The sequence below is a fragment of the Pseudooceanicola sp. NS-SX9 genome, from assembly GCF_057380705.1.
Window position 1 is genome coordinate 2,719,650 of record NZ_CM170818.1, and the last position, 18,590, is coordinate 2,738,239.

Below are 18,590 nucleotides of genomic sequence, written 5' to 3' on the forward strand. Positions count from 1 at the left end.
GGCCGTTCGCGTTTGCGGGGCTGCGTTACGCACCCGTGCTTTAATGCCTTATTAATCAATCATTAAAAGCGAATTAACCAAGCACTGCCACTGATGACCTGCCGCAACGGGCGGGGGGATCATGGCTGCCGAGCCGCGACAGACGGGAAGGTCCAGACCGGCCGAGGCCGGGGCGCTGGTCTATGCCCATGGTCAGCCCCGCAGCCGGGGCGCCCTGCAGGAGGCCGCCGCACCGTTCCGCCATGCCGGCGCCAGCGTCTCGGACGAGCTGATCGCGGGTCTGCGCCGCGACGTGGCCGAGGGGCAGATCTCGGAGGGGCGGCTGCTGGAGATCCTGGGCCTGTACTACGGAATGCGCTGCATCGACCTGGAGGAAGACCCGCCCGATCCGGACCTGGCCGACCTGCTGACGCCGCAGCTGTGCCTGACGCTGCAGGTGATCCCCTGGCAGCTGGACCAGGACGTGCTGATCGTCGCCACCGCCCGCCCCGAGGCCTTTGCCGCGGTGGCCGCGCGGATTTCCTTTGCGCTGCGCCAGAAGCACCGGCTGTCGCTGCGCCCGGTGCTGGCGCCTCGCAGCGCGATCCAGGGGCTGATCGCCGCCCGCGCCCGCCCCGAACTGACCGAAGCCATGTCCTGCCGGGTGCCCCTGGCCGACAGTTGCCGCAGCTGGGAACGGGCCGAGCACCGGCTGCGCAAGATCGCCATCCCCTCGGCCGTGATCGCGGCGCTGGCGCTGTGGATGCCGGATGCGGTGTTCCTGCTGCTGTTTGCCTGGGCGACGCTGACGCTGATCTTCGCCATCGTGCTGAAGGGCTGCGCCGCGATGATGCACCTGATGCTGCCCGACCCGGATCCGCCCCCCGCCCCCGGCCGCCTGGACCAGCTGCCCGACATTTCCGTGCTGGTGCCGATGTTTCGCGAACGCGACATCGCCGGGACGCTGATCGCCAACCTGCAACGGCTGGACTATCCGCGCGACAAGCTGGACGTGCTTTTGTGCCTGGAAGAGGCCGACCAGGTCACCCAGGACACCGTGGCCGCGATCACCCTGCCGCACTGGATGCGCGTCGTCGTGGTACCGCGCGGCGCCCCGCAGACCAAGCCCAGGGCGATGAACTATGCGCTGGATTTCTGCCGCGGCCAGATCATCGGCATCTTCGACGCCGAGGACCGCCCCGAGCCCGACCAGCTGCACCGCGTCGCCCGGCGGTTCCATGCGGCGCCGCCGGATCTGGTCTGCCTGCAGGGGGCGCTGGATTATTTCAACAGCCGGCAGAACTGGATCGCGCGCTGCTTTGCCATCGAATACAACAGCTGGTTCCGGCTGGTGCTGCCCGGGATGGCGAAGATGGGCTTCACGATCCCGCTGGGGGGCACGACCCTATACATGCGCCGCGACGTGCTGGAACGCATCGGCGCCTGGGATGCCCATAACGTCACCGAGGACGCCGACCTGGGCATCCGCCTGGCCCGCCGCGGCTACCGGACCGAGATCCTGGATACCACCACCTGGGAAGAGGCCAACTGTCACGCCTATCCTTGGGTGAAACAGCGATCGCGCTGGCTGAAGGGCTATATCGTCACCTATCTTGTGCACATGCGCGAACCTCGCCGCCTGATCCGCGAACTGGGGCCCTGGCGCTTTCTGGGCTTCCAGATGCATTTCACCGCGGCGATTTCCCAGTTCCTGCTGGCGCCGCTGCTGTGGTCAAGCTGGCTGATCGTGCTGGGGCTGCCGCATCCGCTGGCGACCCATGTGCCGCAGGCCTGGATGGTGGCGCTGGCGACGCTGTTCTTCAGCGCCGAGATCCTGAACATCGTGCTGGGGCTGATCGCCACCCGCGGCCCCTTCCACCGCCATCTGTGGCCCTGGGTGGTGACGATTTCCCTCTATTTCCCACTGGGATGCCTGGCCTGTTACAAGGCCTCGTACGAGATGGTCACCAACCCGTTCTACTGGGACAAGACCATGCACGGCCATTCGGTCAAGCGGAAAAAGCGGAAGAAGGGTTAAAGCTCGCCCTCGATGCGCGCCGCATCCAGCCGCAGCCGGGTCATGAACGCCTTCGAGATATGGGTGCGCAGCGCCTCGGCGGCCTTGGCCTCGTCATGGGCGGCAATGGCGCGCACGATGGCGTCATGTTCGGCCAGCGCATCGCCGCCGCGCCCTTCCGCCGCCAGCGAGGTCGTCGCCAGCAGCGCCATCGAGCGGTGCACAAGGTCCAGCTGCTGCACCAGGAAGCGGTTGTGCGAGGCCAGGTGGATCTGGTGATGGAACCGCCGGTTCGCCCGCGCCAGCGCCGAAGGGTCGTTCATCAGCTTGCGGTCCTCGGCCACCATGTCCTGCAGCACGCGCACCTCTTCGGGGCTGGCGTGGCGGGCGGCAAGGCGGGCGGCCAGGGCCTCCAGCTCGGCGCGCACGACATAGAGTTCCGAAAGCTGGTTGTGATCCAGCGAGGCCACGATCAGCGAGCGCCCGTCGCGGGTCAGCAGGGCCTGGGTCTCAAGCCGTTGCAGGGCCTCGCGGATGGGCGTGCGCGAGACGCCGAAACGCTCGGCCAGCTCGCTTTCGACCAGCCGGTCGCCGGGGCGGTAGATGCCGACATCGATGGCTTCGAGGATCAGCGAATAGGCATCGCCCTGGGCGGGTTTGCTGGCCATGCAGGGCCTCCTTCTCAAGTCCGGGAACATTAGGCGGGGCGATTCCCCATGGCAAGCGGCAGCCTTGGACAGGGTTTCCGCGCGGCGCCGCTTGCGCCTGCCCCGGGGGCGCACTAGCGTCCCGGTCATGCTGCAGCAATCCTTCTCTCACGTCACCACCTGGGTCTTCGACCTGGACAACACCCTCTATCCGCCCGAGGCGCGCCTGTTCGACCAGATCGAGGTCCGCATGACCGACTGGGTGATGCAGATGCTGGAGGTCGACCACGCCGAGGCCGACCGCCTGCGCGCGCAGTACTGGCACGACCACGGCACCACGCTGTCGGGGCTGATGCGGGTGCACGGCATGGATCCCGGCCCCTACATGCACCATGTCCACGACATCGACATGAGCCACCTGCAGCGCGATCCGGGCCTTGCCGCCAACATCCGCGCCCTGCCCGGCCGCAAGATCGTCTATACCAACGGCTCGGCCCCCTATGCCGAACGGGTGCTGGAGGCGCGCGGCCTGTCGGGGCTGATGGATGCGATCTACGGGGTCGAGCACGCAGGCTACCTGCCCAAGCCCGAGCGCGCCGCCTTCGAGACGGTCTTCGGCCTCGACGGTTTCGACCCCGCCCGCGCCGCCATGTTCGAGGACGACGCCCGCAACCTGGTCGAACCCCACGCCATGGGCCTGCGCTGCATCCATGTCGCCCCCGAGGCAAGACCGGCCGATCACATTCACTTTCACACCGACGACCTGCGCGGATTTCTGGCGCAACTCGTCTGAAAGTGGCGCAATGCGGCGGCTTGTCGCCTTGTGCCTGTGCGTGGCACACTCCACCTGCCCGCACCGGACACGAGAGAAAGAGGAGCCCCCGCATGTCCCCTGCCCCCGCTGCGCCGAAAGGCTGGTTCTACCGCATTCCCGTGATCGGCTGGATGGCCCGGGACCTTGCGCGCGATTTTCACGGCAACATCTATTACGCGCTGGTCGCGGTGCTGACGCTGCTGGTGGTGGCGGTCAAGGTCTGGGGGCTGGTGGCGCTTGGGCTGACGGCGGTGATCGCGACGCCGGTGATGTTCGTCATCCTGATCCTGCTGACCGTCGGGTCGTGACGCCGCAGGGCCTTTTCCCCGCCCCCCCGTCGGCCTAGAACACCGCCCAAGACCGATGCAGGCGCAGGAGACCGGGCCATGGATGAACGCTACGATATCGTGATCTCGGGGGGCGGTGTGGCCGGGCTTTCGGCGGCCTGCATCCTGGGGGCCGACGGGTTCCGCGTGCTGTGCCTGGATCCGACCCCCCCCGTCACCGCGCGCGAGGATGCGGGATCGGACCTGCGCACCACCGCCTTCCTGCAACCCGCCCGTGCCCTGATGCAGGAAGCGGGGCTGTGGGACGTGCTGGCGCCCCATGCCGCGCCCTTGCAGATCATGCGCATCGTCGATGCCGGCGGCCCCGAACCCGAGGCCCGCATCGTCAAGGATTTCAACGCCTCCGACATCTCGGATCTGCCCTTCGGGTGGAACCTGCCGAACTGGCTGCTGCGCCGCGAGATGCTGGCGCGGCTGCAGGCGCTGCCGAATGTCACCTTCCGCGCGGGTCTGGGCACCAAGACCCTGTTCACCCGCGAGGCCGAGGCGCTGGTGGGCCTGTCGGACGGCAGCCGGGTGCGCACGCAGCTGGTGGTGGCGGCCGACGGGCGCAATTCGCCCATGCGCCAGGCCGCGGGCATTGGTGTCAGCACGAAACGCTATGGCCAGAAGGCGCTGGCCTTTGCCGTCACCCACCCGATCCCGCATGGCAATGTCTCGACCGAGGTGCACCGCACCGGCGGGCCCTTCACCCTGGTGCCGCTGCCCGATCACGACGGCCGCCCCTCTTCGGCCATCGTCTGGATGGAGGACGGCGCCCGCGTGCAGGCGCTGGCGGCGATGGATGTCCCCGACTTCGAGGCCGAGATGCTGCGCCGGAGCACCGGCATCCTGGGCCCGCTGAAGCTGGAAACCCGCCGTTCGGTCTGGCCGATCATCACCCAGGTGGCCGAACGCATGTCCGGCCAGCGCCTGGCGCTGGTGGCCGAGGCCGCCCATGTGGTGCCGCCGATCGGGGCGCAGGGGCTGAACATGTCGCTGGGCGACATCCGGGTGCTGCGGGATCTGGCGCTGAAGGACCGCGCCGGGCTGGGCAGCGCCGCGATGCTGGAGCGCTACCACCGCGCCCGCCACCGCGAAGTGCAGATCCGCGCCACCGGCATCGACATGCTGAACCGCGCCAGCCAGGTGTCGGCACAGCCGCTGCGGGACCTGCGGGCGGCGGGACTGGCCGCGCTTTATTCCGCGGCACCGGTGCGCAAGGTGCTGATGCAGATGGGCCTTGGCGCGAAGGGGTAAGTGGTAAGTGGTAAGGGGGCTCTGCCCCCATCGGCCTGCGGCCGATTCCCCCGGCATATTTGAGGAAAGATGAAATCAGCCGAGGGGACCCGGCAGGCGCTCTTCGGTCAGCATGACATTGGCGTCAACGCTGCCGACGCCCGGCAGCGTCATGATGCGGCGGCGCAGGACGCGCTCGAAATCCGCGATGTCGCGGGCGGTGACGCGCAGGCGGTAGTCATAGGCGCCGAGGATGTGTTCCACCGTCTGGACCTCGGGGATCGCCGTGATGGCGCGTTCGAAATCCTCAAGCGAGACACGGCCCTTGGCCGCGAGCTTGATGCCGAGGAAGACCGTGACGCCGAAACCCAGGGCGGCGAAGTCCAGGTCCAGCTGGCGGCCTCGGATGGCGCCGGCGTCCTCCAGGCGGCGGATGCGGCGCCAGGTGGCGGGCTGCGACAGGCCGAAGCGGCGCCCGAGCGCCCCGGCGCTTTGCGTTGCATCCTCGGCCAGGGCGCGCAGGATCTTGCGGTCGATGGTATCGAGTTCGATCATATCGGCAGGCTTTCGTCGGACTTGATCCGCGCGATATGCATCAGCGCGTCCAGGTCGGTGACATGGGGCAGATGCAGGACGCGTTCGCGGTAGATCTGCTGGTAATGCGCCAGGTCCCGTGCGATCAGCCCCAGCCGTACATCGACCTGACCAAGGAAGGTCTGGATTTCCAGCACCTCGGGGATCAGCCGGGCACGGGCGGCGAATTCGTCGAAGGCGCGCGGCACCGACTTGTCCAGCGTCACCCGCAGCGACACCTCGACCGTATAGCCGAGCACCCGCCAGTCGATCACCGCGCGGGTGCCGCGGATGATACCCGCTTCCTGCAGCTTCTCGATGCGTCGCCAGCAGGTTGCGGGCGCCAGATTCGCCCGCTCCGCGATCTGTGCCGAAGAGGCATGCGGATCCGCCTGCAGTTGCCGCAAAATGCGCCGGTCTGTGTCGTCCAGAATAGCCATTCCATCCTTCCACAAATACGGAATAGAAATCTCACAACAAGGCCAACAAATGCAAGTTCTGCAAAGAACGCTGTCCCGGAACCCGTATGGTGGCTGCAACAGAGAAGGAGAAAGACATGCGTGTCTATTACGATCGCGACTGCGACATCAACCTGATCAAGGACATGAAGGTCGCCATCCTGGGCTATGGTTCGCAAGGGCACGCCCATGCGCTGAACCTGCGCGATTCGGGCGCCAAGAACGTCGTCGTCGCCCTGCGCGAAGGCTCGCCCTCGGCCAAGAAAGCCGAAGCGGAAGGCCTGAAGGTGATGGGCATCGCGGAAGCGGCAGCCTGGTGCGACCTGATCATGTTCACCATGCCCGATGAACTGCAGGCCGAGACCTACAAGAAATACGTCCACGACAACCTGCGCGAAGGCGCGGCGATTGCCTTTGCGCACGGCCTGAACGTGCACTTCGGCCTGATCGAGACGAAGCCCGGCGTCGACGTCGTGATGATGGCGCCGAAGGGCCCGGGTCACACCGTGCGCGGCGAATACACCAAGGGCGGCGGCGTGCCCTGCCTGGTCGCGGTCCACAACGACGCCTCCGGCCGCGCGCTGGAAATCGGCCTGAGCTACTGCTCGGCCATCGGTGGCGGCCGCTCGGGCATCATCGAGACCAACTTCCGCGAGGAATGCGAAACCGACCTGTTCGGCGAGCAGGCCGTGCTGTGCGGTGGCCTGGTCGAGCTGATCCGCTGCGGCTTCGAAACCCTGGTCGAGGCAGGCTATGCCCCCGAGATGGCCTATTTCGAATGCCTGCACGAAGTGAAGCTGATCGTCGACCTGATCTATGAAGGCGGCATCGCCAACATGGATTACTCGATCTCGAACACGGCGGAATACGGCCAGTACGTCACCGGCCCGCGCATCCTGCCCTACGAGCAGACCAAGAAGGCGATGAAAGAGGTCCTGACCGACATCCAGCAGGGCAAGTTCGTCCGCGACTTCATGCTGGAAAACACCGTTGGCCAGCCGACCCTGAAGGCCTCGCGCCGCGCCAATGACGAGCACCTGATCGAGGCCACCGGCGCCAAGCTGCGCGGCATGATGCCCTGGATCTCGGCCGGCAAGATGGTCGACAAGGCGAAGAACTGATCGCGCACCCGCAAGGGAACCGATGTCACGCATGGGGGGCCTCGCCGGAAACGGCGGGGCCCTTCGGCTGTCCGTGGCCCGGGGATCACGGCGCCGTGTTGGGGCCAAAATGCACCCTTGCGGGGGCTGCGGGGCCTCGGTAACGCCCGGAACCTGGAAACCCGCCCGGGGACTCGGCGGGCATGGCGAAAGGGCCAAGACGTGATCCTCCGCAAGCGACCGACGATGCTCGGGATGTTTTTCGTTCTCAAGGGATCGGTGATCCAGAAAATCTGGATGCAGGTGGTGGCCATCATGGTCATCGGCGTCGGGGTGGTCTGGGCGCATGGCCACAAGCTGGTGCCGGCGCTGGATCCGGCCCCCTTCGCGCTGATCGGGGTGGCGCTGTCGATCTTCCTCAGCTTCCGCAACGGGGCCTGCTACGACCGCTGGTGGGAGGGCCGCAAGCAATGGGGGATGATGATCCAGACCGCCCGCGACGTGCTGCGCCAGACCATCCTGCTGGAAGGCACGGCCGAACGCCGCACCATCCTGCTGGCCCTGGTCGCCTATGCCCACCGCGCCGCCGAGCAACTGCGGGGCCGTCCCGGACCGGAAAGCGCCGATCTGGCGCTGATGCAGGCCGGGCGCGTCGTCTCGGACCTGGAACGCAGCCAGCGCCTGACCGCGGTCGAGGCCCTGGTGCTGCATGAAAGCTTCAACCGCATGTCCGGCGCCCTGCTGGCCTGCGAGCGCCTGGCCAACACCCCGGTGCCCTTCGCCTATACGCTGCTGCTGCACCGTACCGCCTGCATCTACTGCACCATCCTGCCCTTCGGCTTTGTCGACACGCTGCGGTGGGTGGCGCCGCTGGTGTCGGGTCTGGTGGCCTATGCCTTCTTCGGCCTGGATGCCCTCGCCGATGAGCTGGAAGAGCCGTTCTCGAACAAGATCAATGCCTTGCCGCTTAGCGCCTATGCCACCACGGTCGAAATCGCGATGCGGCGCGGCCTGGGTGACACCGATCTGCCCGAGGCGCCGAAGGCCGTCGATTACGTCCTGCGCTGAGGGGCCTTGCACGGCGCGCGGCGGGGCCTTAGACATCCTGCCTTTGCAGCGCGGGAGTGACGTCATGGACAAGGTGACCCTGGGGGTGGATTTCGGCACGTCGAACTCGGCCGCGGCGGTGGTGACGGGGGGCCGTCTGCGCCGCCTGGCCATCGAACATGGTGCCGAGACCCTGCCGACCGCCGTCTTCTTTCCCGCCGACAAGGGCCGGATGCTGATCGGCGAGGCCGCCGGTGCGGCCCTGATCGAGGGCGAGGATGGCCGCTACATGCGGGCGCTGAAAAGCGTGCTGGGGACGACGCTGTTCCACGAATCGCGGCTGATCGGCGGGCGACGCCAGACGCTGGCGGATGTGGTCACGGCCTTCCTGATCCGATTGCGGGAACGCGCCGAGGCAGAACTGGGCGAACCCGTGGGCGGGGTGCTGTCCGGGCGACCGGTGCATTTCCACTCGAACGACCCCGAGCGTGACCAGAAGGCCGAGGACGACCTGCGCGCCTGCTACCGTGCCGCGGGCTTTGACGAGGTGCGTTTCCTCAATGAACCCGAGGCCGCGGCGCGTGCCGGTCTGGGCCAGGCCCGTGCCGGGGAAATCGGGCTGGTGGTGGATATCGGCGGCGGCACCTCGGACTTTACGGTGTTCCGCACCGGGGCGCAGGGGATCGAGGTCCTGGCCAGCCATGGCGTGCGTCTGGGCGGCACCGATTTCGACAGCGCGATCTCGCTGTCGCATGCGATGCCGCTGCTGGGCCATGGCGGCCAGCTGAAACGAGAGATGGGCGCGGGCCTGCTGCCGATGCCGGTGGCGATCTTTGCCGAGCTGTCGACCTGGGCGAAGATCCCGTTCCTTTACACCCCCGAGACCCGCCGCGCCGCCGCCGCCCTGCAGCGCGACGCGGTCGAGCCCGCCCGGCTGCACCGCCTCTGCGAGGTGCTGGAGCACGAGCTGGGCCACGAACTGGCCTTTGCGGTGGAAAAGGGCAAGATCCGCGCCAATGGCCTGACCGGCGGCGAGGCGATGATCCGCATGACGATGATCGAACGCGGCCTGGGCGCCCCGGTGACGCCGGAATCGCTGGCGGCGGCGCTGGAAGATGCCCGGGCGGCGCTGATCCGGGCGGCATCCGAGACGCTGCAGATGGCCGGTCTGGCGCCGGGTCAGGTCGATGCGGTGGTTCTGGTGGGGGGCTCCAGCCTGATGCGGATGGTGCAGGAGGCGGCGCAGACCCTCTGCCCCGCCGCCCGCATCGAGACCTCCGAGGCCTTCACCGCCGTGGTCGATGGCCTGGCGCTGACGCTGGCGGATCAGGCGGTGGCGGCCTAGGCCCGCCCCGCCTGCACCGCCTGCCACAGGCGGATGGCCTGTGCGGTGCCCGCGACATCGTGGACCCGCACCATCTGCACCCCCTGCGCGATCCCCGCCAGCGCCACGGCGATGGAACCGGGATCGCGGTCGCGGGCCTCGGGCGCCTGTCCCACCGTGCCGATGAAGCGCTTGCGCGACACTCCCAGCAGGATCGCACAGCCCAACCCGTGGAACAGCGACAGCCGGTTCAGGATCTGCAGGTTGTGGCCCAGATCCTTGGCGAAACCGATGCCGGGATCGGCCAGGATGCGGGCCCGCGGAATGCCTGCGGCCTCGACCGCGTCGATGCGCAGGGCCAGCTCGTCATAGGTGTCCAGCAGCGCATGGTCGAACTGCGGATCCAGATGCATGTCCTCGGGGGCGCGACGCATGTGCATGACGCAGACCGGTGCCGCCAGGGCCGCTGCCAGCGGTGCCAGCGCGGGATCGTAGGCAAAGCCCGAGACATCGTTGATCAGCTGCCCGCCCGCGGCCAGCGCCGCCTTCGCCACTGCCGCCTTGCGGGTGTCGATCGAGATCGGCACCCCCAGGGGCGCGATGCGTTCGATCGCCGGGGCGGTGCGGGCGATTTCCTGATCCACCGGAACCTCGGCCGATCCGGGGCGGGTGCTTTCGCCGCCGATGTCGATCATGTCGGCGCCCGCCGCGATCATCGCCTGGGCATGGGCCAGCGCCGCCTCGGGGGCATCATGGCGCCCCCCGTCCGAGAAACTGTCGGGCGTGACGTTCAGGATCCCCATCACCCGCGGCACATCCAGCGACAGCCCCGCGATGGCGGGACGCGGGCGGCAGATGCGGCGCTGCCAGTCCTCGGGCAGCTGGTCGGCGGGCAACACCTGCGCACCGTCGCGCGTCAGCCGTTCCACATGGGTGAACCACAGCGGCCCGCCGCACAGCGGCAGCGCCCCCTCAGGACGCGGCAGGCCACCCTGGGGGATCGCGCGGTAATAGACCTGGGTCATCGGGGCCTCCTTCAGGGCAGCGGCAGCACGGGGGCCGAGGGTTCGGCCCGGATCAGCGTCACCCCGGCGGGCGCGGCCGCATCGGCCCCCACCAGCATCAGCGCCGAGGCCTGCATCTGACCGGCGAACCACGCCGCCAGCGCCGCGCCATCCCCCACCGCATCGGGGCGATCCCCGGCGGCGTCCAGCACGATCTTCGACGGCGCCCAGAGGCACAGCTGGCGCTGCTTCATCGCCCAGTCGATCTCGGTCCGGGTGTTGACCACGACGCAGCGGCGGTCGCGCGCCGCCAGCAGCCAGGCGGCCTGTTCGATGGCCAAAAGGTCGATGCGCCGCTGCACCAGCGCCGAGGGCGCAGCCGGCGGCACCACCGCGCCCCGCCCGCAGGCCAGGATCACCGGCCGCCCTGCCCCCTGCAACTGGTCCAGCCACCCGGTCAGATGTCCCGAAGCCGCGGCCTCGGCGCCCAGGAAGACCACCAGCGGATGGGGAATGCCCTTCAGCTGCGCCTCTTCCAGCTGCGGCAGCGCGTCGCCGCGGGCCCGCACGATCTCGACCCCAAGGGCGCCGGGACCGCGGTCCAGCTTTTCGATGCGGATGAAGGCGCGCTGCGCCATGGGTTCGGCCAGGATCCGGGCGGCGATGCGCTCGGCCAGGGTTTCCAGCAGGTTCAGCCGTTCGGCCGCCAGTTCGGCGGCAATCGCCTCGGTCACCTTGTCGTAGGACATGATGCGGTCCACGTCGTCCTCCAGCGGGCCGGGATCGTGACGGACCTCGACCACGATGTTGAAACGCAGCCGCTGGCGGTGGCCGCGTTCCTGCTGAAAGGCGCCGATCTCGACCTCGACGGGATAGTCCCGCAGCGAGATGCGGTCGGCGGGGGCGTCGCCGCTCAGCGCCTGGGATCGTTCGATCGGGTGGCCGAAGGCCTGGGTAATCTGGTCGCTCATGCTTCCCCCGGAATTCTTGCGGCCTACATGCCGCAGCTTGCCCCGAAAGGCAAAGCACCTGCCCCGCGAAAAGAGACATTCCGCAGGGAACTTCCGCCACGATCGGAAACATCCGCCGCAGATCGGACCCCCGGAAATGGAAAAAGGGCCCGCCGGGGCCCTTTGCGAAACGTGCCGGATTGCACGTGGTTGGGTGGATTTAGTTCTGGGTAAGCTGGGTAGGACGTCGGTAGAATTCGTGGACCCCTATTGTCGTCGTGTGGGTGAACCTTCGGGCCCATCCCGGCTTGACGTGGAGCGTGTGATAGAACGTCGCCCCGTCCGTTAAAGGCCTTGGGGCCCCGTCCACCATCAACTCGGCCACCTTGGCCACCCGGGCATAGGCCATCGGTTCGTTGATCGTCTCGGCCACGCCGTCACAGGTATAGGTGAACTGGCAGGCGTATTTGCGCCCCGACCCCTGATGCACCACCCCACAGACCGAATCCGGGAAGTTCGGACTGTCGACCCGGTTCATGATCACCTCGGCCACGGCGAACTGACCGCGCACGCTTTCGCCGCGCGCCTCGAAATACAGCGCCTCGGCCAGGCATTTGAACTGCGCGTCCCCAGTGGCCTTGGGCAGCTTGGCCAGCCATTCCTTGCTGTACTGGATCCCCAGGGCGGCCCCTTGCGGTGCCTGGAACATCGCCGCCAGCTTGCTGCTGGAGACCGATTTCAGACCCTGCGTTTCCACCTGCATCGCATCCGCAATCGGGTTGTCGGCCCAGGCGGGCACGGCAAGGATCATCAGCGATGCGAACAACGCAGCAGCAAATTTCATCGTCTGTCCCTCGTGGAATTGGACTTGCGCCATTCTCGACCGGCTTGGTTCCGTAGCGAAAAGTGCCGCCAGCGTCCAGTCCGAGGGGTCCTTTTTGCAGGCGAGTTACTGCCACCGCCTTAAATCGGGGGCCATCATGGCCAGACAAACAACTGGGATCAGGTCGTTTTCAGGGCCCGTGCCGGCAGGGTCGGACGGATGCGCAATTGTGCCGCAGCAAGCCTTGCGACGGGCACGCGGAACGGCGAACAGGAGACATAATCGAATCCGACGTCGCGGCAGAAAGCGATTGATTCGGCATTCCCGCCATGCTCTCCGCAAATGGATAACCTAAGGTCAGGCTGCGCCGCACGCCCCCTCTCTGCCCCGATCATGAGCAGTTCGCCCACCCCCTCGGTGTCGAGGGTGTGGAACGGATCTTCCTTGTAGACCCCCTGCTTGACGTAATCCGACATGAACTTGCCGGCATCGTCGCGCGACAGGCCATAGGTCATCTGCGTCAGGTCGTTGGTCCCGAAGGACAAAAAGGCAACATGGGGGGCGATCTCGCCGGCGCGCAGGGCCGCGCGCGGGGTTTCGACCATCACCCCAAGACGATAGGTAAAGCTTTGTCCTGTCTCGTTTTTCACAGCCGCCGCCACGGCGTCGATGCGGGTCTTCACCATCTCGACCTCGCGCTTGGCCGAAACCAGCGGGATCATGATCTCGGGCTCGACCGGGGCACCGTTGCGGCTGGCCTCCAGCGTGGCCTCGAAGATCGCCCGGGCCTGCATGTCGTAGATCTCGGGGATGGTGATCCCCAGGCGCACGCCGCGCATGCCCAGCATGGGATTGTATTCCGACAGCGCCTCGACCCGGCGGGTGACGTCCGACAGCGGCATCGACAGCGCCTCGGCCAGTTCCCGCATACCAGCACGATCCGACGGCAGGAATTCGTGCAGCGGCGGATCCAGCAGCCGGATGCAGACGGGCCGACCCTGCATGATGCTGAACAGCTTGATGAAATCGGCCTTCTGCATGGGCAGCAGCCGTTCCAGGGCGGCGGCCCGGTCAGCACCGTCCTTGGCAAAGATCATCTCTCGCATCACGGTCAGGCGGCCGGGATCGAAGAACATGTGCTCGGTCCGGCACAGGCCGATGCCCTGGGCGTTGAAGCGGCGGGCGACCTCGGCATCGGCGGGGGTATCGGCATTGGCACGGATGCCGATGTCGCAATATTCCTCGGCCCAGGTCATCATCGCCTGGAAGGCATCGTCGCGGGCGGCCTCGTGCAGCGGGGCCTCGCCGGCCAGAATGTCACCGTTGGTGCCGTCGGCGGTGATGATGTCGCCGACACGGAACACCCGCCCGTCACGGGCGCGCAGAACCTGCTCCTTGGCATCAAAGACCAGCCCGGTAACGCCGACCACGCAGGGCAGCCCCAGGCCACGCCCGATCACCGCCGCATGAGAGGTGATGCCGCCGCGTTCCGTGATCACGGCAACGGCCGCGTGCATCCCGCGGATATCCTCGGGGCCGGTCTCGCGGCGAACCAGGATGCAGGCTTCGCCACGGGCCTGCGCCGCCTGGGCCGCCAGCGCCGAAAACACCAGCTTGCCCGAGGCCGCCCCCGGGCTGGCCGCGATCCCCTTGCCGATGACATCGCGCCGGGCGGTCGGATCGACCTGGCGGTGCAGCATCTCGTTCAGGGCGCGCGGATCGACCCGGCACAGCGCCTCGTCACGCGGGATCACGCCATCCTCGGCCAGCGCCACGGCGATGCGCACGGCGGCGCGGCTGCTGCGCTGCACCCGCAACGCATCGAGAACATGGACATTGCCGTTTTCGATGGTGAATTCGGCCTGCATCTCCTCGCGCAGGCGGAACCGCATCAGGCCGCAATAGTCGACCAGCCGGGCAAAGGCCTCGGGCGCCAGCTCCTGCAGCGAGGGCCCGCGCGGATCCCGCGCCAGAAACAGCGATCCGTCGCCGCTGTCCTGCAATGCCTCGCGGCCCTGGCTTTGATTCATGTAGCGCCCGGTGATCCGGGGCCGCCCCGTCCCCGAGGACACCAGCTGGATCACCCCCGAGCCACAGACCCCCTCGCGGCCCAATCCAAGGGCCATCTCCTGCACCACCAGGCCCAGCCCGGCATCGGCAGGGGCACCCTTGGCCTGCCGCAGCAGCCGCGCCGTGGTGCCCCGCCAGGCCCGGGCCATGGATTTCAGCACGGCCGCCAGCTGGATGCGGGGATCCTGCGGGAAGGGTTCGTCGGTTTCCGACCGATAGGCTTCCAGCGCGGCCTGCAGCGCCTCGCGGCCCAAGATCGGCAAGTCGTCGAAGACATCGGGATCCAGGCGCTCGACATGGATGGCATAGGTGCGCACGAACCGGTTGTAGAGCTGCGTCGCGGCATCCTCTCCGATCCGATCGCTCAGGGCGGCATGCACGGCATCGTTCATGCCGATGTTCAGCACGGCCGAAGGCCCGCCCCAATCCGGATCCTCGGACGAGGGCCGCACGCAGAGCAGCGGATGATCCCCGAAAGGCGCCAGCATCACGGAAATGTCGGGCATCCGCCCTTCGGCGATGTCATTGACGGCCCGGAACGACAGCGCCACCGTCAGCGGCACGGGCAGAGACAGCCGCACCAGCCGCTGCAAGCACTTGGCGCGCCCGCCATGCGTCTGCGTGCCGATCGGAGCCGTCTCGGTGACGAGGGTGATGTTGGGATCGTCTTGCTGCACTGCGGCACCCGAAAATTCGTGCTGGCAGCATAGTCCCGGATGGGTGCAGAGCAAGGGGAAAGCGGCGCGACATCTGCGACCGTTCAGGGGGGGCTCTGCCCCCGCCCGCCTTCGGCGGCCTCCCCCGGAGTATTTCCGGTCAGATGATGAAGAACGGCCTTCCCTGTCATCTGACCCGAAATACTCCGGGGTGAATGCCGCCCGGAACGGGCGGCAGAGGGGCAGCGTCCCTCGCCCTGTCTCAGCCCTCGATTTTCGTCAGATCAGCGACCTTCAGCACCGTCGAGCGGATCGTCGACAACAGGTTCAGGCGGTTGCGGCGAACGATCTCGTTCTCGGCATTCACCTGGACTGCTTCGAAGAAGGCATCGATCGGGGCCCGCAGGGCTGCCATGGCGGCCATGGCGGTGGCAAAATCCTGTGTTTTCAGGGCTGCTGCAATGCGCGGCCCGGCCACTTCCAGCGCATCGAAGAGGGCTGTTTCCGTCGCATCCTCGGCGAATTTACGATCGGCGCCGAACTCGTAGGCGACGCCGTCGCGGGCCTCGGCCTGGGTCAGGATGTTGTTCGCCCGCTTGAAGCCCTGCACCAGATTGGTGCCGTCATCGGTTGCCAACGCCTCGGAAAGTGCGCGGGCCCGCTTGACCAGAAGTGTGATGTCGTCATTGGCGTCCATCGCCAGGCAGGCATCGATGACGTCGTGGCGGATGCCTTCGTCGCGCAGGTGCACCTTCAGGCGGTCGTGGAAGAACGACAGTAGGTCGGCGGATGCCTCGGGCGTCAGATCGTGACCAGCGGCGGCAAAGATCGTCGAAAGCGGCGCTGTAACGTCGTTGGTCAGCAGCAGACGGATCACCCCCAGAGCCGCGCGGCGCAGGGCGAACGGGTCCTTCGAGCCGGTGGGCTTTTCGTCAATCGCCCAGAAGCCCGTCAGCGTATCGAGCTTATCGGCCAGCGCCACCGTGGCCGAGACGGGCGCCGTCGGCACGTCGTCAGTCGGCCCCAGGGGCGAGTAGTGGTCCTGGCAGGCGGCCGCGACCTCGGCCGGCAGGCCTGCGGCCTCGGCGTAGTAGCGGCCCATCAGGCCCTGCAGTTCCGGGAATTCATAGACCATTTCCGAGCTGAGGTCGGCCTTCGCCGTGCGCGCAGCCTGTTCGGCCAGCTCGGCATCGGCGCCAAGCGCCGGGGCGATCACCCGCGCCAGCGCCGCGATGCGCTCGATCCGGGCCGCCTGGGACCCCAGCTTGGCATGGAAGGTCACATGCGCAAGCTGCTCGGTCCAGGGCTGCATCTTCTGCAGCTTGGCGACGCGCAGGTCGTTTTCCCAGAAGAAGCGCGCATCCGACAGGCGCGCCGACAGCACCTTCTGGTTGCCCGCCAGGATCGTCGCGCCGTTGTCGCGGGTCTCCCGGTTGGCGACCGTGATGAAACGCTCGATACGGCCGGTCTTCGGGTTCTTCACCGAGAAGAACTTCTGGTGTTCCTTCATCGAGGTCTGCAGCACCTCGGGCGGCAGGTGCAGGAAGTCGGCGCCGATCTCGCCCATCAGGACGACGGGCCATTCGACCAGACCGGACACTTCGGCCAGCAGGCCGCGGTCCTCGACCACCTCAAGGCCGCAGGCAAAGGCCTGGTTGGTGGCCTCCTGCCAGATCGCATCGGCGCGCTCGGCCGCGTCCAGGATGACGAAGCGACGTTTCAGCTGGGCGGCGTAATCGTCGAACGAGGACACCACGAAGCGCCCCGGCGCCATGAAGCGATGCCCTTCGGTGGTGTTCGAGGAGACGATCCCCTCGACCTCCAGGGGCACCACGCGGGCGCCGGCGGCATCCGTCAGCAGGCACAGGATCGAATGCAGCGGGCGCACCCAGCGCAGGCTGCCGGCGCCCCAGCGCATGGATTTCGGCCAGGGGAAGGTGCGGATCGTGCGGTCAAGGACTTCGGCGATGATCTCCTCGGCCGGGCGGCCGGGTTTCTCGATCACGGCGAAGAAAACCTTGCCCTTCTTCTCGTCCCGCTCTTCCAGCTGATCGCGCGACAGCCCGGTCGAGCGCAGGAAGCCCTCGATCGCCTTTTCCGGCGCATCGGTGCGCGGGCCCTTGCGTTCCTCGCGCAGGCGGGGGCTTTCGGCCAGCAACTCGTTCAGCACCAGCGTCAGGCGGCGCGGCGTGTGGAAGGCGGCAGCGCCTGCATAGGTCAGGCCGGCCTCGACAAGGCCATCGGTGACAAGCTTCTTCAGGTCCTCGGCGGCACGGGCCTGCATCCGTGCGGGGATTTCCTCGGAGAAGAGTTCGATCAGCAGATCGGGCATAGGTTCCATCCGGGTCCGGGCGCCGGGACGGCGCGGTTCCGGGGTGGAATATCGGAGGGAACCCGCAGCGTCCAGAGGGGGCAGGCCCGGGAATGCGCATCCGGTCCCGCCCCCTCGGCCGGGCGCGCGATCAGCCCAGCTGGTCGATCACGCGGCGGCTTTCGGCACGGGCGCGGGCATGGGCGCGCTGTGCCAGGGTCTCGATGTCGGGGCCGGTGCGGCGCGGCACGAAGCGGCAGGCGGCCTCGATGAAGCAGTAGACGGCAAAGCCCAGCATCCCCAGGCCCAGCAGCGCCAGCAGCAGCCGCCCAAAGGGCTGGGCGCGCACCGCATCAAAGGCCCGCGACACGCCGCCCGCCTGAGCGGGATCGGCGAAATGGCCGGCGCAGAACAGGAAGATCCCGATGATCGCGATGACGCAGCCCTGCGCCACCAGCCCCGCCTGCGCCACAGGCGACAGCGCCTCGGCCAGACGCGAGGCACGCAGATCACGCTTGTAGCGTTCGCTCAGGCCCTTCCAGCCGTAGAACAGGCCCGTCCCGATGACACAAAGCCCCGCCGCCATGACGATCTGCCGCCCGCCCGGCTGCTGCAGCAGCCACGAGGCCAGCGATTGCGTCGCCTGTCCCTCATCGCCCGCGCCGCCCCCCATCGCCAGCCGCGCGGCCGTCGCGGCCAGGCCCAGCTGGATCACCCCGCTCAGCCCCAGCACCGCCCGCGCGATCCAGCCCTTCAGGCCGTCGCCGTGATGTTCCAGGTCCATCAGCGCCGCGATCCCCCGCCACAGCGCATAGGCCAGGAACCCCGCGGCCAGCATCCACAGCGCGATCCGCCCGTCGGGCTGGCCGCGCAGCGCCGCCAGCGCCTGCTTGATGCCGCCCGCTGCCCCGCCGTGCCAGGCCGCCAGGATCACCAGCGCCCCAAGGATCCCGTAGGTCACCCCGCGTGCACCATAGCCAAAGCGCATCACCGGCACGACCCAGAAGGGGGCGCGGCGGTCACTCGGACAGGGGCTGGGGGGCGTGTCGGGCATGTCGGCTCCTTTCTGCGGCGCGTGCAGGACAAACGATGCAGCAGCGCCCGGGTTCCGGCACCCCGTGACCATGGGCGGGCAGGCGCGCAGGGGGCCGCCTCCCTGTTCCGGCCCCCCGGATCACGCAAGACATGGAGGGCCCTTCGGCGCAGTGCCGCCGTCAGGCCCCTGCCCCGGCGGGACGGAAACGAAGGTGCG

General features: G+C 67.9%; 16 protein-coding genes. 7 read left to right on the plus strand and 9 right to left on the minus strand.

The genetic code is table 11. The features are described from left to right. Positions 1 to 121: 121 nt before the first annotated feature. On the plus strand, positions 122 to 2,017 hold the full coding sequence (locus tag AC2ITM_RS12900) for a glycosyltransferase (protein WP_486467039.1): 1,896 nt from the start codon (positions 122 to 124) through the stop codon (positions 2,015 to 2,017). On the opposite strand, the gene AC2ITM_RS12905 is transcribed toward AC2ITM_RS12900, so the two are convergent. Continuing rightward, positions 2,014 to 2,664 (minus strand): GntR family transcriptional regulator, encoded by a 651-nt coding sequence (locus tag AC2ITM_RS12905; RefSeq protein ID WP_486467040.1) that lies wholly within the window; start codon positions 2,662 to 2,664, stop codon positions 2,014 to 2,016. The two genes, AC2ITM_RS12900 and AC2ITM_RS12905, sit on opposite strands and share 4 nt — an antisense overlap. A gap of 127 nt (positions 2,665 to 2,791) precedes the next feature. On the opposite strand from AC2ITM_RS12905, the gene AC2ITM_RS12910 reads away from it, so the two are divergent. From AC2ITM_RS12910 to AC2ITM_RS12920, 3 genes are all read left to right on the plus strand, one after another. After that, positions 2,792 to 3,436 (plus strand): pyrimidine 5'-nucleotidase, encoded by a 645-nt coding sequence (locus tag AC2ITM_RS12910; RefSeq protein WP_486467041.1) that lies wholly within the window; start codon positions 2,792 to 2,794, stop codon positions 3,434 to 3,436. A 92-nt stretch (positions 3,437 to 3,528) separates the two neighbouring features. Continuing rightward, positions 3,529 to 3,765: a hypothetical protein gene (locus tag AC2ITM_RS12915; RefSeq protein ID WP_486467042.1), complete on the plus strand. Its 237-nt coding sequence runs from the start codon at positions 3,529 to 3,531 to the stop codon at positions 3,763 to 3,765. A 78-nt stretch (positions 3,766 to 3,843) separates the two neighbouring features. Further along, a complete protein-coding gene (locus AC2ITM_RS12920) occupies positions 3,844 to 5,043 on the plus strand; it encodes a UbiH/UbiF family hydroxylase (RefSeq protein WP_486467043.1) in 1,200 nt (399 codons plus the stop codon). A 75-nt stretch (positions 5,044 to 5,118) separates the two neighbouring features. On the opposite strand, the gene AC2ITM_RS12925 is transcribed toward AC2ITM_RS12920, so the two are convergent. Next, a complete protein-coding gene (locus AC2ITM_RS12925) occupies positions 5,119 to 5,577 on the minus strand; it encodes an Lrp/AsnC family transcriptional regulator (RefSeq protein ID WP_486467044.1) in 459 nt (152 codons plus the stop codon). Next, a complete protein-coding gene (locus tag AC2ITM_RS12930; protein WP_486469430.1) occupies positions 5,574 to 6,029 on the minus strand; it encodes an Lrp/AsnC family transcriptional regulator in 456 nt (151 codons plus the stop codon). The genes AC2ITM_RS12925 and AC2ITM_RS12930 overlap by 4 nt, the downstream gene beginning before the upstream one ends. A gap of 122 nt (positions 6,030 to 6,151) precedes the next feature. Between AC2ITM_RS12930 and ilvC the strand changes: the two genes are divergently transcribed. From ilvC to AC2ITM_RS12945, 3 genes are all read left to right on the plus strand, one after another. Next, positions 6,152 to 7,174, plus strand: coding sequence for a ketol-acid reductoisomerase (ilvC, locus tag AC2ITM_RS12935; protein WP_486467045.1), 1,023 nt, complete (start codon positions 6,152 to 6,154; stop codon positions 7,172 to 7,174). A 201-nt stretch (positions 7,175 to 7,375) separates the two neighbouring features. Beyond that, the gene (locus tag AC2ITM_RS12940) at positions 7,376 to 8,221 is read left to right on the plus strand and encodes a bestrophin family protein (protein ID WP_486467046.1); all 846 of its coding nucleotides are present in this window, start codon (positions 7,376 to 7,378) and stop codon (positions 8,219 to 8,221) included. 64 nt (positions 8,222 to 8,285) lie between these two features. Next, on the plus strand, positions 8,286 to 9,545 hold the full coding sequence (locus AC2ITM_RS12945) for an Hsp70 family protein (protein WP_486467047.1): 1,260 nt from the start codon (positions 8,286 to 8,288) through the stop codon (positions 9,543 to 9,545). On the opposite strand, the gene folP is transcribed toward AC2ITM_RS12945, so the two are convergent. The 6 genes from folP to AC2ITM_RS12975 all read right to left on the minus strand — a co-directional run bounded on the left by folP (position 9,542) and on the right by AC2ITM_RS12975 (position 18,392). After that, complete coding sequence (gene folP / locus AC2ITM_RS12950) at positions 9,542 to 10,549, minus strand: dihydropteroate synthase (protein ID WP_486467048.1); 1,008 nt, start codon at positions 10,547 to 10,549, stop codon at positions 9,542 to 9,544. The genes AC2ITM_RS12945 and folP overlap by 4 nt on opposite strands. Positions 10,550 to 10,560: 11 nt before the next feature. Next, positions 10,561 to 11,499 (minus strand): dihydroneopterin aldolase, encoded by a 939-nt coding sequence (locus AC2ITM_RS12955; protein ID WP_486467049.1) that lies wholly within the window; start codon positions 11,497 to 11,499, stop codon positions 10,561 to 10,563. Positions 11,500 to 11,698: 199 nt separating this feature from the next. Continuing rightward, on the minus strand, positions 11,699 to 12,322 hold the full coding sequence (locus AC2ITM_RS12960) for a cell wall hydrolase (protein ID WP_486467050.1): 624 nt from the start codon (positions 12,320 to 12,322) through the stop codon (positions 11,699 to 11,701). A gap of 158 nt (positions 12,323 to 12,480) precedes the next feature. Further along, entirely contained in the window at positions 12,481 to 15,048 is a 2,568-nt protein-coding gene (locus AC2ITM_RS12965; RefSeq protein ID WP_486467051.1) for a putative PEP-binding protein, read from the minus strand. A 241-nt stretch (positions 15,049 to 15,289) separates the two neighbouring features. Further along, positions 15,290 to 17,359 (minus strand): glycine--tRNA ligase subunit beta, encoded by a 2,070-nt coding sequence (gene glyS, locus AC2ITM_RS12970; RefSeq protein WP_486467052.1) that lies wholly within the window; start codon positions 17,357 to 17,359, stop codon positions 15,290 to 15,292. A 130-nt stretch (positions 17,360 to 17,489) separates the two neighbouring features. Further along, on the minus strand, positions 17,490 to 18,392 hold the full coding sequence (locus AC2ITM_RS12975; RefSeq protein WP_486467053.1) for a DUF1206 domain-containing protein: 903 nt from the start codon (positions 18,390 to 18,392) through the stop codon (positions 17,490 to 17,492). Positions 18,393 to 18,590 lie beyond the last annotated feature (198 nt).

Bases quoted from the DNA above. Each gene is read 5' to 3' on its own strand.
- AC2ITM_RS12900 (WP_486467039.1), top strand. From the start codon at position 122: ATGGCTGCCGAGCCGCGACAGACGGGAAGGTCCAGACCGGCCGAGGCC.
- AC2ITM_RS12905 (WP_486467040.1), bottom strand. From the start codon at position 2,664: ATGGCCAGCAAACCCGCCCAGGGCGATGCCTATTCGCTGATCCTCGAA.
- AC2ITM_RS12910 (WP_486467041.1), top strand. From the start codon at position 2,792: ATGCTGCAGCAATCCTTCTCTCACGTCACCACCTGGGTCTTCGACCTG.
- AC2ITM_RS12915 (WP_486467042.1), top strand. From the start codon at position 3,529: ATGTCCCCTGCCCCCGCTGCGCCGAAAGGCTGGTTCTACCGCATTCCC.
- AC2ITM_RS12920 (WP_486467043.1), top strand. From the start codon at position 3,844: ATGGATGAACGCTACGATATCGTGATCTCGGGGGGCGGTGTGGCCGGG.
- AC2ITM_RS12925 (WP_486467044.1), bottom strand. From the start codon at position 5,577: ATGATCGAACTCGATACCATCGACCGCAAGATCCTGCGCGCCCTGGCC.
- ilvC (WP_486467045.1), top strand. From the start codon at position 6,152: ATGCGTGTCTATTACGATCGCGACTGCGACATCAACCTGATCAAGGAC.
- AC2ITM_RS12945 (WP_486467047.1), top strand. From the start codon at position 8,286: ATGGACAAGGTGACCCTGGGGGTGGATTTCGGCACGTCGAACTCGGCC.
- folP (WP_486467048.1), bottom strand. From the start codon at position 10,549: ATGACCCAGGTCTATTACCGCGCGATCCCCCAGGGTGGCCTGCCGCGT.
- AC2ITM_RS12955 (WP_486467049.1), bottom strand. From the start codon at position 11,499: ATGAGCGACCAGATTACCCAGGCCTTCGGCCACCCGATCGAACGATCC.
- AC2ITM_RS12960 (WP_486467050.1), bottom strand. From the start codon at position 12,322: ATGAAATTTGCTGCTGCGTTGTTCGCATCGCTGATGATCCTTGCCGTG.
- glyS (WP_486467052.1), bottom strand. From the start codon at position 17,359: ATGCCCGATCTGCTGATCGAACTCTTCTCCGAGGAAATCCCCGCACGG.
- AC2ITM_RS12975 (WP_486467053.1), bottom strand. From the start codon at position 18,392: ATGCCCGACACGCCCCCCAGCCCCTGTCCGAGTGACCGCCGCGCCCCC.